13 protein-coding genes, 1 tRNA gene and 1 riboswitch are annotated in these 12,987 nt (G+C 70.5%); of the genes, 9 read left to right on the top strand and 5 right to left on the bottom strand.

Going from position 1 to position 12,987, the window contains the following annotated elements:
- The first annotated feature begins 10 nt into the window (after window positions 1-10).
- Together ACFVVO_RS15405 and rdgB are read left to right on the top strand one after the other, a co-directional pair.
- Window positions 11-1,549, top strand: coding sequence for an MFS transporter (locus ACFVVO_RS15405; protein ID WP_390055106.1), 1,539 nt, complete (start codon window positions 11-13; stop codon window positions 1,547-1,549).
- A 111-nt stretch (window positions 1,550-1,660) separates the two neighbouring features.
- Complete coding sequence (gene rdgB / locus ACFVVO_RS15400; RefSeq protein ID WP_390055104.1) at window positions 1,661-2,263, top strand: RdgB/HAM1 family non-canonical purine NTP pyrophosphatase; 603 nt, start codon at window positions 1,661-1,663, stop codon at window positions 2,261-2,263.
- Between the two features lie 43 nt (window positions 2,264-2,306).
- On the opposite strand, the gene ACFVVO_RS15395 is transcribed toward rdgB, so the two are convergent.
- From ACFVVO_RS15395 to bcp, 4 genes are all read right to left on the bottom strand, one after another.
- A tRNA-Leu gene (locus ACFVVO_RS15395) sits at window positions 2,307-2,390 on the bottom strand.
- 94 nt (window positions 2,391-2,484) lie between these two features.
- Window positions 2,485-2,832 carry a hypothetical protein gene (locus ACFVVO_RS15390; RefSeq protein ID WP_390055102.1) on the bottom strand — a complete coding sequence of 116 codons (348 nt, stop codon included), beginning with the start codon at window positions 2,830-2,832 and terminating at the stop codon, window positions 2,485-2,487.
- A 7-nt stretch (window positions 2,833-2,839) separates the two neighbouring features.
- The gene (locus tag ACFVVO_RS15385) at window positions 2,840-3,223 is read right to left on the bottom strand and encodes a hypothetical protein (protein WP_199210708.1); all 384 of its coding nucleotides are present in this window, start codon (window positions 3,221-3,223) and stop codon (window positions 2,840-2,842) included.
- A gap of 348 nt (window positions 3,224-3,571) precedes the next feature.
- A complete protein-coding gene (gene bcp, locus ACFVVO_RS15380) occupies window positions 3,572-4,039 on the bottom strand; it encodes a thioredoxin-dependent thiol peroxidase (protein WP_390055100.1) in 468 nt (155 codons plus the stop codon).
- A gap of 92 nt (window positions 4,040-4,131) precedes the next feature.
- On the opposite strand from bcp, the gene ACFVVO_RS15375 reads away from it, so the two are divergent.
- From ACFVVO_RS15375 to sugE, 3 genes are all read left to right on the top strand, one after another.
- Entirely contained in the window at window positions 4,132-4,461 is a 330-nt protein-coding gene (locus tag ACFVVO_RS15375; protein ID WP_199210710.1) for a DUF3618 domain-containing protein, read from the top strand.
- Window positions 4,462-4,573: 112 nt separating this feature from the next.
- On the top strand, window positions 4,574-4,876 hold the full coding sequence (locus tag ACFVVO_RS15370; RefSeq protein ID WP_250400707.1) for a co-chaperone GroES: 303 nt from the start codon (window positions 4,574-4,576) through the stop codon (window positions 4,874-4,876).
- A gap of 67 nt (window positions 4,877-4,943) precedes the next feature.
- Window positions 4,944-5,014: riboswitch (guanidine-III (ykkC-III) riboswitch) on the top strand.
- A 33-nt stretch (window positions 5,015-5,047) separates the two neighbouring features.
- Window positions 5,048-5,368: a quaternary ammonium compound efflux SMR transporter SugE gene (gene sugE, locus ACFVVO_RS15365; protein WP_390055098.1), complete on the top strand. Its 321-nt coding sequence runs from the start codon at window positions 5,048-5,050 to the stop codon at window positions 5,366-5,368.
- A 9-nt stretch (window positions 5,369-5,377) separates the two neighbouring features.
- Here sugE and ACFVVO_RS15360 read toward each other — a convergent pair whose 3' ends face one another.
- Window positions 5,378-8,206, bottom strand: coding sequence for a transglycosylase domain-containing protein (locus ACFVVO_RS15360; protein WP_390055583.1), 2,829 nt, complete (start codon window positions 8,204-8,206; stop codon window positions 5,378-5,380).
- A gap of 1,393 nt (window positions 8,207-9,599) precedes the next feature.
- Between ACFVVO_RS15360 and ACFVVO_RS15355 the strand changes: the two genes are divergently transcribed.
- The 4 genes from ACFVVO_RS15355 to ACFVVO_RS15340 are packed head-to-tail and all read left to right on the top strand — an operon-like array spanning window position 9,600 to window position 12,917.
- Window positions 9,600-10,400 (top strand): ABC transporter permease, encoded by an 801-nt coding sequence (locus tag ACFVVO_RS15355; protein ID WP_390055096.1) that lies wholly within the window; start codon window positions 9,600-9,602, stop codon window positions 10,398-10,400.
- A 49-nt stretch (window positions 10,401-10,449) separates the two neighbouring features.
- Window positions 10,450-11,217 carry an ABC transporter permease gene (locus tag ACFVVO_RS15350; protein ID WP_390055581.1) on the top strand — a complete coding sequence of 256 codons (768 nt, stop codon included), beginning with the start codon at window positions 10,450-10,452 and terminating at the stop codon, window positions 11,215-11,217.
- Window positions 11,175-12,182, top strand: coding sequence for an ATP-binding cassette domain-containing protein (locus ACFVVO_RS15345; RefSeq protein WP_390055094.1), 1,008 nt, complete (start codon window positions 11,175-11,177; stop codon window positions 12,180-12,182). The genes ACFVVO_RS15350 and ACFVVO_RS15345 overlap by 43 nt, the downstream gene beginning before the upstream one ends.
- A 9-nt stretch (window positions 12,183-12,191) precedes the next feature.
- Entirely contained in the window at window positions 12,192-12,917 is a 726-nt protein-coding gene (locus tag ACFVVO_RS15340) for a DUF1707 domain-containing protein (RefSeq protein ID WP_390055092.1), read from the top strand.
- Window positions 12,918-12,987 lie beyond the last annotated feature (70 nt).

Raw genomic sequence — 12,987 nt, 5'->3', positions numbered from 1 at the left:
AGGGGAGCCCATGAGCACAGCCGCAGCACCGGCACCGCAGAGCGGCCGGACCATCACCACGAACATCCCCGCCCGGCTCGACCGCCTGCCCTGGTCCCGGTGGCACTGGTCGATCGTCATCGGCCTGGGCACCGTATGGATCCTCGACGGCCTCGAGGTCACCGTCGTCGGCAACATCGCCGGCCGCCTCTCCGAACCCGGCAGCGGCCTGAGCATCAGCTCCGGACAGATCACCGGCCTCGCCGCCGCGCTCTACGTGGCAGGCGCCTGCGTCGGCGCCCTGTTCTGGGGCCGGCTCACCGACCGCTTCGGCCGCAAAAACCTGTTCATGATCACCCTCGCGGTGTACCTCGCCGCCACCGCCCTCACCGCGGTGTCCACCGAAGCCTGGTGGTTCTTCCTCTTCCGGTTCCTCACCGGCTTCGGCATCGGCGGCGAATACGCGGCCATCAACAGCGCCATCGACGAACTCATCCCCGCCAACTACCGCGGCCGCGTCGACCTCATCATCAACGGCAGCTTCTGGCTCGGCGCCGTCGGCGGCTCCCTGCTCTCCATCCTCGCCCTCAACACCGACCTGCTCCCGGCCAACGTCGGCTGGCGCCTCACCTTCGCGCTCGGCGCCGTCCTCGCCCTGGTCATCCTCCTCGTCCGCAGGCACGTCCCCGAGAGCCCACGCTGGCTGCTCATCCACGGCCGCGACCGAGAAGCCGAGGAAATCGTCACCGGCATCGAACGCCAGGTACAGGCGGAGAAGGGCGAACCCCTCGCCGAGCCCGAGGGCGAACTCGAGATCCACCAGCGCAAGACCGTCACCTTCATGGAGATCGCCCACACCGTCTTCGGCCGGTACCGCAAGCGCGCCGTCCTCGGCTTCTCCCTCTTCATCGGCCAGGCGTTCCTCTACAACGCCATCACCTTCGGCTTCGGCGCCATCCTCACCAAGTTCTTCGACGTACCGGCCGACCACACCGGCTACTACTTCGCCGTCATCGCCATCGGCAACTTCTGCGGACCGCTGCTGCTCGGCCACCTCTTCGACAGCGTCGGCCGCCGCGTCATGATCTCCTCGACGTACCTGCTGTCCGGCCTGCTGCTCTTCGGCACCGCCTGGCTCTTCGACCGCGGCTCCCTCAGCGCCGGCACCCTCACCGCCTGCTGGTGCGCCGTACTCTTCTTCGCCTCCGCCGGCGCCTCCAGCGCCTACCTGACCGTCTCCGAGATCTTCCCGATGGAGACCCGGGCCATGTCCATCGCCTTCTTCTACGCCCTCGGCACCGCCGCCGGCGGCATCAGCGGCCCGCTGCTCTTCGCCGACCTCACCAACACCGGCAAGATCGGCGACACCGTCCTGGCCTTCCAGATCGGCGCCGGGCTGATGTGCGCCGCCGGTCTCGTCGCCGCGTTCCTCGCCGTGAACGCCGAACGCCGGTCCCTCGAGGACATCGCCCGCCCGCTGACCGCGGCCGCGAGCAAGGCCAAGGCGGCAACGCGCCCGGCCCGCGGCACCCAGGGGCCCTCGGCACCGCCCGCGGCCAGCAGGCCCTGACAGCGGTCGCCGCCCTCCACTGTCAGCGCCCGTGACAGACAAGGCCCCCGGGGCCCGGCATCCCTGCAGCCGGACTCCGGGGGCCAGGTCCGTCAAGGGATACTGGCCCCCATGACCCGCCTGATCCTCGCCACCCGAAACACCGGAAAGATCACCGAACTGAGGGCCATCCTCGCCGAAGCAGGCCTCCCCCACGAGCTGATCGGCGCCGACGCCTACCCCGACATCCCCGACGTCCGGGAAACCGGCGTCACCTTCGCGGAGAACGCCCTCCTCAAGGCCCACACGCTCGCCCAGGCAACCGGCCTCCCCGCCGTCGCCGACGACTCCGGCCTCTGCGTCGACGTCCTGAACGGCGCCCCCGGCATCTTCTCCGCCCGCTGGGCAGGCGCCCACGGCGACGACAAGGCCAACCTGGACCTCCTGCTGGCCCAGATCTCCGACATCGCGGAGGAACACCGGGGCGCGCACTTCGCCTGCGCGGCGGCGCTGGCCCTGCCGGACGGCACGGAGCGGGTGGTCGAAGGACAGCTCAGGGGCATCCTGCGGCACGCCCCGGCCGGCCCGAACGGCTTCGGCTACGACCCGATCCTGCAGCCGGACGGCGAGAGCCGCACCTGCGCGGAGCTGAGCCCCGACGAGAAGAACGCGATCAGCCACCGGGGGAAGGCGTTCCGGGCGCTGGTGCCGGTCGTCCGGGAGCTGCTGGGCTGACATGCGAAACGCCCCCCGCCTTCGATTCGAAGGTGGGGGGCGGTGCGGCCGGTGGGATTCGAACCCACACGGGTGTGAACCCACTGGGACCTAAACCCAGCATGACTGCCAGTTCCATCACGGCCGCCTGAGGCGCGGCCTACTTTACTGTGCCGCGCCGTGCGCCGTCCGCCCCGTGCGCGGCAGGTGTTCAGGGCCGCGCGACGGGGGGTCCGGGACCGCTATCCGGCGCCACCGGTGCCGCTGGGGCACCGGCTGGAACTCGGTACGACGTAGAACTTCACGGCCCGCATCGCGGGGTCCGGCCGCTGGGAGCAGATCGTGTAGCGGGCCGCGGATTCCAGGTCGATGGACCGGTGCCGGTCCGTCGTGTCGATGAACGTGACACCCAGGCCGGCCTTCTTGGCGCCCTCGATGCCCTTCGTGAGCTTCTCACCGACGGCCGAGTCCATGGTGGGCATCGGCGCACGGCTCTCTTCCGCCGTGCCCGGATCGTGCGTGGCGCAGGCCGCCAGCAGGAAGGGCGTCGCGATCAGGCTCCCCAGCAGCGCGAGGCGTCGTGCCCTCATCGCGTCGTCACGAAGTCATGATCGTCTGCGTGCTGAGGCAGGAAAAGTCCAATCCGCCGGTCGGGGTGCCCTGCCAGTCACCGGTCATCGCGCCGAGGGCGATCGCGATGTTCTCGGGCAGGTCGAGATCGACGTGACGGGTCGTGCCGTTGCCGTTCGAGTTCCAGTAGAAGTACTTGGTGCCGCTCTCGATGACACCCACGGCGGAGTGACCGTCGGCCTCGGTGTCCGTGATGTACAGGTGGTCGCCGTACGTCTTGAAGACGGACTTGGCTCCACAGCCGGGCGCCGCGTACTCGGTGTAGGTGGTGTCGGCGTAGGCGGCGGTGGACGTCAGAGCGATGCCGGCGGCCACGCCGCCGGTCAGGACGGCACGCATGATCTTGCGCATCTTTTTCCCCTTTGCGTGGTGGAGTGTCAGCAGAACGGTTCGGCTCGGAACGGCGTCCGTGAACTCGACCTACGGGGAGGCGTGACGATGCAAACCCCCATGGCGACGTGTTCCCCCGGTCGTCGATGATGCCCGGTCATGCCTGGTCAGGCGGGCCGAACTTGGTACGCACCCTAAGCACGGACCCAACCGGAGGTCAAAGAGTTTGCTGTGGCCGACGAGTGAAGTGGGGCGTTTGGATCGCTAGTTGAGCACTAGGAACGCGAACGGCCCGCAACGGAAGCTCCGTTGCGGGCCGCCAGGGCAGCGGGAAAGCGTACTCAGGGCGCCCCGGGACGCCCATCGGGGTCAGATCCCCAGGTCCTTGATGATCTTGGCCACATGGCCCGTGGCGCGGACGTTGTAGAGGGCGCGGTCGACCTTGCCCTCCTCGTCGACGATGATCGTGGAGCGGATGACGCCCATGTAGGTCTTGCCGTAGTTCTTCTTCTCGCCGTAGGCGCCGTAGGCCTCGGTGGTCTTCTTGTCGGGGTCGGCGAGGAGGGTGATCTTCAGGGACTCCTTCTCGCGGAACTTGGCCAGCTTCTCCGGCTGGTCCGGGGAGATGCCGATGACGTCGTAGCCGGCGTCGGCCAGGACGGAGAGGTTGTCCGTGAAGTCGCAGGCCTGCTTGGTGCAGCCAGGGGTCAGCGCCGCGGGGTAGAAGTAGACGATGACCTTGCGGCCCTTGCGGCCCGACAGGGACACCTGGTTGCCGTCGGCGTCGGGGAGGGTGAAGGCGGGGGCCACGTCGCCGGGCTGGAGTCGCTCGCTCATCGGTCCAGCGTAACGGGGGGCGTTGCGGTGCGGCCTGGCTGGGAACTGACAGACTGTCCAGGACAGCATCAGGAGATTTCGGAGGCCGTACGGTGGCGGACACGTCGGACACCAGAACCCCGGCAGAGATCGAGGCGGACATCAGGCGCCGCCGCGAAGTACTGGCGGAGACGCTCGACGAGATCGGGGTGCGGGTGCACCCGAAGACGATCGTCGGGGACGCCAAGGCCAAGGTCGTCGCCAATCTCGATCACACGGTTGGACGGGCTTATGTCCAGGTCAACCGGGTGGTGAGTGACGTCAGGGCGCAGTTCGTGGACGAGGAGGGCGCGCCGCGCCTGGAGCGGGTGGTGCCGGTGGCGCTGGTCGCGGTGGGGCTGGTGGGGCTGCTCGCGCTGGGTGTGCGGCGGCGGGGCCGCTGAGCGGCTCGGTGACCCGGGCTCGTACGGGCGCGCCGAAGGCAGGTAGGTTCGAAGCGTGAGCGCCAACAGAAACGTGCAGAGCACCCCTCATCACGACAAGCTGCCCATTCGGATGCTGCATGACCGGGTGCTGGTCAGGCAGGAGACGGGTGAGGGTGAGCGACGGTCGGGCGGCGGCATTCTGATTCCCGCCACGGCGGCGGTCGGGCGTCGGCTGGCTTGGGCCGAGGTGGTCGCGGTGGGTCAGAACGTGCGGACCGTGGAGCCGGGTGACCGGGTTCTGTTCGACCCGGAGGATCGGGCCGAGGTCGAGGTGCGGGGCGTGGCGTACGTGTTGATGCGGGAGCGGGATCTGCACGCGGTGGCCGCGGACCGGTTCGAGGGCGCGGAGGATTCCACGGGTCTGTACCTCTGAGGTACCGGACAGCGCTGGATTTGGTGGTGGCGAAAGGGCTGGTGACTGCGGTCACCAGCCCTTTTGCCGTTGCTTTGCTATGTTCGGAGGAGCCCGACGAGACGCGCCGTACCGGGATGCAGGCAAAGACGACGCACCGGGAATGGGTTCGTCTGCCGGAGGTGTGTCGTCGTGGCGTGGGTTCTGCTGGTTGTCGCCGGTCTGCTCGAGGTGGCCTGGTCGGTGGGGATGAAGTACACCGAGGGGTTCACCCGGCTCGTGCCGAGTGTGTTCACGGGTGCCGGGATCGTGGCCAGCATGGTGCTGCTGTCCTATGCCGCGAAGTCGTTGCCGATCGGTACGGCGTACGGCGTGTGGGTGGGGATCGGGGCGGCCGGGGCGGCGGTGCTCGGCATGGTGGTGCTGGGTGAGCCGGTCACCGCCGCCCGGATTTTCTTCGTCTGTCTGCTGCTGGTCGCCGTGGTGGGGCTCAAGGCGACCAGCGGTCACTGACGGGCGGTCCTACGGTTGGCCTCCGGTGGCCCCGGTGTCGGTGCCGCCGCCTGTGTCGAGGCCTCCGGTGGTGCCGCCGGGTGTGCCGCCGCCGGTGTCCGTGCCTCCGCCGGTGGTCGGGTCACCGTTCGTGCCCCCGCCCGTGGTGGTTCCGCCGCCGTCGGTGGTTCCTCCGTCGGTGGTGGGGGTGCCGCCGGTCGTGGTGCCTCCGCCGGTGGTGCCTCCGCCGGTGGTGGGGGTGCCGCCGGTCGTGGTGCCGCCGTCGGTGGTGGGGGTGCTGCCGGTGGTGCCGCCGTTGGTGGGCGTGCCGGTGGTGCCGCCGTCGTTCTGGGAGCCGGTGCTCGGATCACCGGAGGGGTCGATGGGGGCCTGGGTCTGGTCTGCGCCCGGCTGGAGCTGGAGGTCGAAGTCGGTGACCGGTTTTCCCTTCAGGGCGTCGCGGGTGTACTGGGCCCAGATGGCGGTGGGTGGGCCGCCGCCGTTCATACGGGGCTGGCCCAGGGCGTAGTACAGCGACTTGTGGTCCGCGGTGACCGGATCCTGGCCCATGACGGAGACGACGGTGGCGAGGTCGGGGGTGTAGCCGGCGAACCAGGCGGCGGTGTCCTCCTCCGCGGTGCCGGTCTTGCCGGCTGCGGGGCGGCCCGCGGCCTGGGCGGCGACGGCGGTGCCGTTGTCGACGACGCTCTGCAGGATCGAGGTGGTCGTGTCGGCGGCTTCGCGGGTGACGGCCCGCTCGGTCTGCCGCTCGGGCAGTTCGATCTGCTGGGTGCCGTCCTTGGTGACCTTCTCGACCATGGTGTACGTGGCGCGCTGACCGTGGTTGGCGAGTGTGGCGTACGCCTCCGCCATGTCGAGGACGCTGGCGGTGGCGGTGCCGAGGGCGATGGAGGGGTAGGGCTGGAGGTCTTTGGTGCCCTCGGGGATGCCGAGGTCGACGGCGGTCTGTTTGACCTTGGCGGGGCCGACGTCGACGGCCATCTGGGCGTAGACGGCGTTGACCGAGAGGTCGGTGGCCTTGCGGACGGGGATGTCGCCGTACGACTTCTCGTCCTCGTTGGCGGGGTTGTAGCCGCCGCCGGTCCAGCCCTGCACGGGGCGCCTGCTGGTGCCGTCGTAGATGGTGTTCGGGGTGATGGGGCGGCTGTCCTGTGTGGTGGAGCTGTTCTGGACGGCCGAGGTGAACACGAAGGGCTTGAAGGTGGAGCCGACCTGGAAGTCTCCTCGGGTGGCGCCGTTGGTGTACTGCTTCACGTAGTCGATGCCGCCGTACATGGCGACGATCTTGCCGGTCTTGGGGTCGACGGAGGCGCCGCCGGCGCGGACGTAGTTGTCGGCCTTGCGGTTCTTCTTGTCGAGCTTGGAGATGAGCTGGTCGTCGACGGCCTTGACGAAGGCGTCCTGCCGGTGCTTCTGGATGGTGGTGGTGATGCGGTAGCCGCCGGCCTCGAGTTGGTCGGAGGTGACGATGTCGTTGCTGATCAGGTATTGCCTGGCCGCGTCGACGAGGTAGCCGCGCTGGCCGGACAGGCCGTTGGGGAGGGTCTGTTCCTTGGGGGTGGGGAATTTCAGGCCGGTGCGCTCGCCCTTGCCGAGCCAGCCCTCCTTGACCATGCCGTCCAGGACGTAGTTCCAGCGGGCGACGGCGGCGGGTTTGTTCTCGGGGTGCGCGACGACGTCGTACTCGCTGGGGGCGTTGACGAGGGCGGCGATGTAGGCGGCGCGTGCCGGGTCGAGGTCTGCGGCGTCCTTGCCGTAGTAGGCCTGTGCGGCGGCCTGGATGCCGTAGGCGCTGCGGCCGAAGTAGCTGGTGTTGAGGTAGCCCTCGAGGATGTCGTCCTTGGATTTCTCGCGGTCCAGCTTCATCGAGATGAAGAACTCTTTGGCCTTGCGGGTGACGGTTTGTTCCTGGCCCAGGTAGTAGTTCTTCACGTACTGCTGGGTGATCGTCGATCCGGACTGCTTGCCCTTGCCCAGGGCGGTGTTCCAGCCGGCGCGGAGCATGGCTTTGGGGTCGACGGCGGACTCGGAGTAGAAGTCGCGGTCCTCTGCGGCCAGTACGGCGTGCTGGGCGGCCTTGGAGACGCGGGTGAGGCTGACGTTCTCGCGGTTGACCTTGCTGTCGCGGGTGTCGCGGGCGAGTTGGGAGCCGTCGGCGTAGAGGTAGACGTTGCTCTGCTTGGTGGCGAGGGCGTTGGCGGACGGGATCTGCACGAGCGAGTAGCCGAGGAAGAACAGGCCGATGATCAGCATGACGCCGATCACGAAGGTGCTGAGCAGCATGCGCCAGGTGGGGATGAGGCGGCGCCATCCGGTCCGCTTGGGCCGCTTGGGCTTCTTGCCCTTGCCGCCGCCTCCGGCTCCGCCGCCGCTGTCCGCGTTGGCGGTGGCGGTGGCGGAGCCGGGGGGTTCGGTGGCAGTGGTGTTGGCGGTGGTGTTCCCGGTGGTGGCGGCGCGGGCTGCGGCAGTGCCGGCCTTGGCCGCGCCGCCGCTGGCCATCGCGGCCTGGGCGGCCTGGGCGGCCTTGGCCGTGCCGCTACCCGTGGCAGCCTGAGCCGTCTTGGCCGCACTGCCGGCCGTGGTTGCCCGGGTGCCCTTGCCGGCGCCACCCGGCGTGGCCGCCGGGGCGCCCTTCGCGGCGGTGGTGCCGTTGCCCGGCCGGGCCGGCTCGGATGTGGTGGGGGTCTTGATCTTGCGGAGGACCTGGGTCGTCTCGGGTACCTGTGCGTCCCTGGATCCCTGCGGGCCGCCGGACGGCTTCCCGTCGTCGCCCTTGGGGGCCGCTTGAGCCTCCTGGCCGGCGGCGGAGGCGCGGGGTGTGTTGACGCGCCGGAGCACCTGGGTGCTCTCGGCCGCGTTGGGCTCCTCGGCCTCGGGCTTCTCCGGGTCCCGCGGCTTGGCGGACGCCTGCGACGGCGCGGCCTGGCCGGGTACCCCGGGGCGTCGGGTGGTGGCGGGCCGCTCGGCCGTCGGGTTCCGGGTTTCGTCGGACTTCGCGGAACCCTGCGACTCCCCGGCCTGGCCGGGCACCCCGGGGCGCCGAGGCGTGACGGAACGCTCGGCCGCCTGCTGCTCGGAGCCCTCGGGCTTCCCGGGCCTCTGGGACTTCCCCGACTGCTGCGGCACGCCGGGCCGTTGAGCCCCTTCGGACCGCCCGGTCGCCGGCTTCCGGGAACCGTCGCCCTTGCCGGGTGCCTGCGCAGGCACCCCGGGATGCTGGGGTCCGGCCGGCCGCTCGGCCGCCGGCGCTTCGGAGTCCGATGACTTCGTGGGCGGTTGTGACGGCTGTCCCGCCTGGCCGGACTTCCCCGGCGTCTGCGGCTGTCCCGACTGCTGAGGCACGCCGGGACGCGGAGATCCGGCGGAACGCTCGGCGGTCTGCCCCTCGGAGCCGTCGGACTTCCCCGAGCTCTGCGACTTCCCCGACTGCTGAGGCACGCCGGGGCGCTGCGCTTCGTCGGCCCCCGGCTTCCGGGGTCCCTCGCCCTTACCGGGTGCCTGCGCAGGCACGCCGGGGCGCTGGGGGTCGGCCGCCTGGCCCTCGGCGCCCTCGGGCTTTCCGGGTTCCCGGGGCTGTCCGGCCTGCTGGGCGGGCAGGCCGTCCTGGGGCTTACGGGGTGCCGCGGCCCCCGTGCTTCCGTCGCCCGCGCGGGCGGCGCGGCCCATCTGGGCGGCCAGGGCCGCGCGGCGGGCCCGGGCGGCCTGGTCCACGCCGGCACCCGGCGACGACTGACCGCCGGAGGTGCCGTCGGCCGGTGACGCGGCCTTCTCCTCCTGGCCACCTCGAGCCGACCCGGGGGCCGAACCGTCCCGGCCCCGGCCCCGGCCCTGGCCCTGGCCCTGGCCGTGATTCGAACCCGGCCGGTCCTTGCCGCTGCCCCGGTCACGGTCGTCGCCGTCCCCGGGGCGGGTGTCTCCGGTGGCACCGCCGGCGGCCTCACCGGGTTGTGCGGGCCCTGCAGCCGGCAGCGGTTGTTCCGGTGCCCCGCCCTTGTTCGGCTGCTGCGGCTGCGGCTCGTCGCTCATGTCGTGCACGGACTCCTGTTTCGCGTCGTACGTTTCCGGTACGCCTCGTACGCCTTCTGCGGCCCCCAGTTTGAAGACTCTCGCACCTGGCGATCCGTTCCCGGAATCCGGCACGCTTCCGGCGCGAAAATGCGTCGCCGGCCGCCGGGTCTCCGGACTAGGCTCCTGCGCTTCGGTGTCGAGCGGTCCGGGGAGGTTGACTGACGTGGGCGCGGGACGGTTGTACGCCGCCGTCGCGACGGGGGGATTCAGACGGTACGCGACGTATCGGGCGGCTACCGCGGCAGGGGTGTTCACGAACACGGTCTTCGGGCTGATCCTCGTCTACACCTATCTGGCGTTGTGGGAGGAGAACCCGCATCTCGGGGGCTATGACCAGGCGCAGGCCGTCACGTTCGTGTGGCTGGGACAGGCTCTGTACGCGACCTTGGCGATCCAGGGGGGCGGCTTCGAAACCGAGTTCATGGAACGCATCCGTACGGGTGAGGTCGCGATCGACCTGTACCGGCCGGCGGACCTCCAAGTGTGGTGGCTGGCGAACGATTTGGGCCGGGCTCTGTTCCAGTTGCTCGGGCGTGGGGTGATCCCGTTCATGTTCGGGGCGCTGGTCTTTCCGACGGCGTTGCCCGACGAGGTGGGGACGTGGCTGGCGTTCCTGGTCTCCGTGGCGCTCGCGATGATCGTCAGCTTCGGTATCCGCTACCTGGTGGCGCTGACCGGGTTCTGGCTGATGGACGGCACGGGGGCGTTGCAGGCGCTGATGGTCACCGGGATCTTCTGCTCGGGGATGACTCTGCCGCTGAACGCCTTTCCGGGGACGCTCGGTGAGGTCGTACGGGCGCTGCCGTGGGCGGCGCAGGTCCAGGTGCCCGCGGATGTGCTGATGGGGACGGCCGACCCGCTGCCCTCCTTCCTCTTCCAGGCTGCGTGGGCGGTGGTGCTGCTGGCGGTGGGGCGGCTGGTGCAGTCGGCGGCGGCCCGGCGGGTGGTGGTTCAGGGTGGGTGAGTACAAGCCGCTGGCCGAGGGGCTGCGCGCCTACCGGCTGATCGCCGGGATGTGGGTCCGCTCGACGCTGACCTACCGGGTGTCGTTCGCGATGACGGCGTTGGGCGGGCTGGTGGTGACCGGCCTCGACTTCGTGACGATCATGCTGATGTTCTCTCGGGTCGACGTCCTCGGCGGCTACTCGCTGCCCGAGGTCGCGTTCCTGTACGGGCTGTCGGCGACGTCCTTCGGTCTCGCGGACCTGGCGATCGGTTCGGCCGACCGGCTGGGCAGGCGGGTGCGGGACGGCACGCTCGACACCCTGCTGGTGCGGCCCGCGCCGGTGCTGGCGCAGGTCGCCGCCGACCGGTTCGCGCTGCGCCGGATCGGCCGGATCGCCCAGGGATCACTGGTGCTGGGCTACGCGCTCATCGCGTCGGACATCGCCTGGACACCGGTCAAGGCGCTGATGCTGCCGGGGATGCTGGTCTGCGGTGGGGTGATCTTCTCAGCGGTGTTCGTGGCGGGGGCGGCCTTCCAGTTCGTGGCGCAGGACGCGTCCGAGGTGCAGAGCGCGTTCACGTATGGCGGCCAGACGTTGCTGCAGTACCCGCCGACGGTGTTCGGCAAGGAGCTGGTGCGGGGGGTGACCTTCATGTTCCCGCTGGCCTTCGTCAACTGGGTGCCGGCCGCCTATGTGCTGGGGCGGCCGTATCCGCTGGTCGGGCTGCCGCAGTGGGCGGCCTTCGCGCCGCCGCTGGTGGCGGTGGTGTGCTGCGCGGCGGCGGGGCTTGCGTGGCGGGCGGGCCTTCGGTCGTATCGGAGTACAGGGAGTTAGCGGTGGACGCGTTCATCGAGGTGGACAGGGTCGAGAAGGTCTTCGAGGTGCGCCGGAAGACCGGGTTCATGAGGCGGGAGCGGCGGCAGGTGCGGGCGGTGGACTCGATCTCGTTCACCGTGGCGCGCGGCGAGATGGTCGGTTACATCGGCCCGAACGGGGCCGGTAAGTCGACGACGATCAAGATGCTGACCGGGATCCTCACGCCGAGCGCCGGCCGGCTGCGGGTGGCGGGGATCGATCCGTCGCGGGAGCGGACCCGGCTGGCGCGCCGGATCGGTGTGGTGTTCGGGCAGCGGACGACGCTGTGGTGGGACCTGCCGCTGATCGACTCCTACCGGCTGGCGCACCGCATGTACCGGATCCCGGACGCCCGTTACCGGGAGAATCTGGACCGCTGTGTCGAACTGCTGGAGCTGGGCGAGTTGTTGGACGTGCCGGTGCGGCAGTTGTCGCTGGGGCAGCGGATGCGAGGGGACATCGCGGCGGCGCTGCTGCACGATCCGGAGGTGCTGTATCTGGACGAGCCGACGATCGGTCTGGACGTGGTGTCCAAGGCCAAGGTGCGGGGCTTCCTGAAGGAGCTGAACGCCGGGAGCGGTACGACGGTGCTGCTGACGACGCACGACCTGCAGGACATCGAGCAGTTGTGCTCGCGGGTGATGGTGATCGACCACGGACGGCTGATGTACGACGGTGCTTTGGCCGGGCTGCACGAGGCGGGGGAGGGCGAGCGGACGCTGGTGGTGGATCTGGAGCGGGAGTTGCCGCCGATCGAGGCGCCGTCGTGCCGGGTGGTGCGGGTGGCGGGGCCGCGGCAGTGGCTGGCGTTCCCGGCCGGGCAGTCGGCGGCGCCGCTGGTGGCGCACATCGCGGCCGAGTACCCGCTGGTGGACCTGTCGGTGCGGGAGCCGGACATCGAGGCGGTCATCGCGAAGATGTACGCCGAGAAGGCGGTCTCGTAGGCTGCTGCCATGACCGACGACGCAAGTCCGGACCTCCGGGCGTCCGACGCCGACCGTGAACGGATCGCCGAGGTCCTGCGGGACGCCCTGGCCGAAGGGCGCCTGGACATGGGGGAGTTCGAGGAGCGGCTGGAGGCGACGTACCAGGCGCGTACGTACGGTGAGCTGACGCCGATCACCCGTGATCTGCCGGCCGGCGGTGTGGCGGCGCCCGCTCCCGTCTCCTTCTCGAAGGCGCCCGCCGAGCAGGGTGGCTGGGCGGGCCGGATCGTCGGAGGTGAGGGTTCCTCGGCGGGCGGGTTCGCGGTGCTGTCGGGGTTCGAACGCAGGGGCCGCTGGACGGTGCCGAAGCGGTTCAACTGCTTCGCCTTCATGGGCGGCGGCGAGATCGACCTCCGGGAGGCGAACTTCGCGGACCGCGAGGTCGAGATCAACTGCGTGGCGGTCATGGGCGGGGTGCAGGTGATCGTGCCCCCGGGCGTCGAGGTGGTGGTTCGGGGCATCGGCGTGATGGGCGGTTTCGAGCATCCGAGGGACGACGGTCCGCCGGAGCCGGGCGCCCCGCGGGTGATCATCGGCGGCTTCGCCTTCTGGGGCGGGGTGGGCGTCGAGCGCAAGGTGACGCGGGCCGAGCGGCAGCGGCTGAAGGAGCGGCGCCGGCAGGAGCGGCTGGAGCGCAGGGAGGCCCGGCACGAACTGCACCGGGCGCGACGCGAGGACCGGGGGCGGGAGTAGGGCCTGTCGTTCGGGTCACGTCAGGGCGCCGGAAGGGGTGCTGAGCGCACTCCCCCGGCCGCGGTGGTCC

This window comes from Streptomyces sp. NPDC058145 (assembly GCF_042884245.1).
GTDB lineage: Bacteria > Actinomycetota > Actinomycetes > Streptomycetales > Streptomycetaceae > Streptomyces.
The sequence above is the reverse complement of the archived record's forward strand: the minus strand, read 5'-3'. Positions and strand labels throughout refer to the sequence as shown.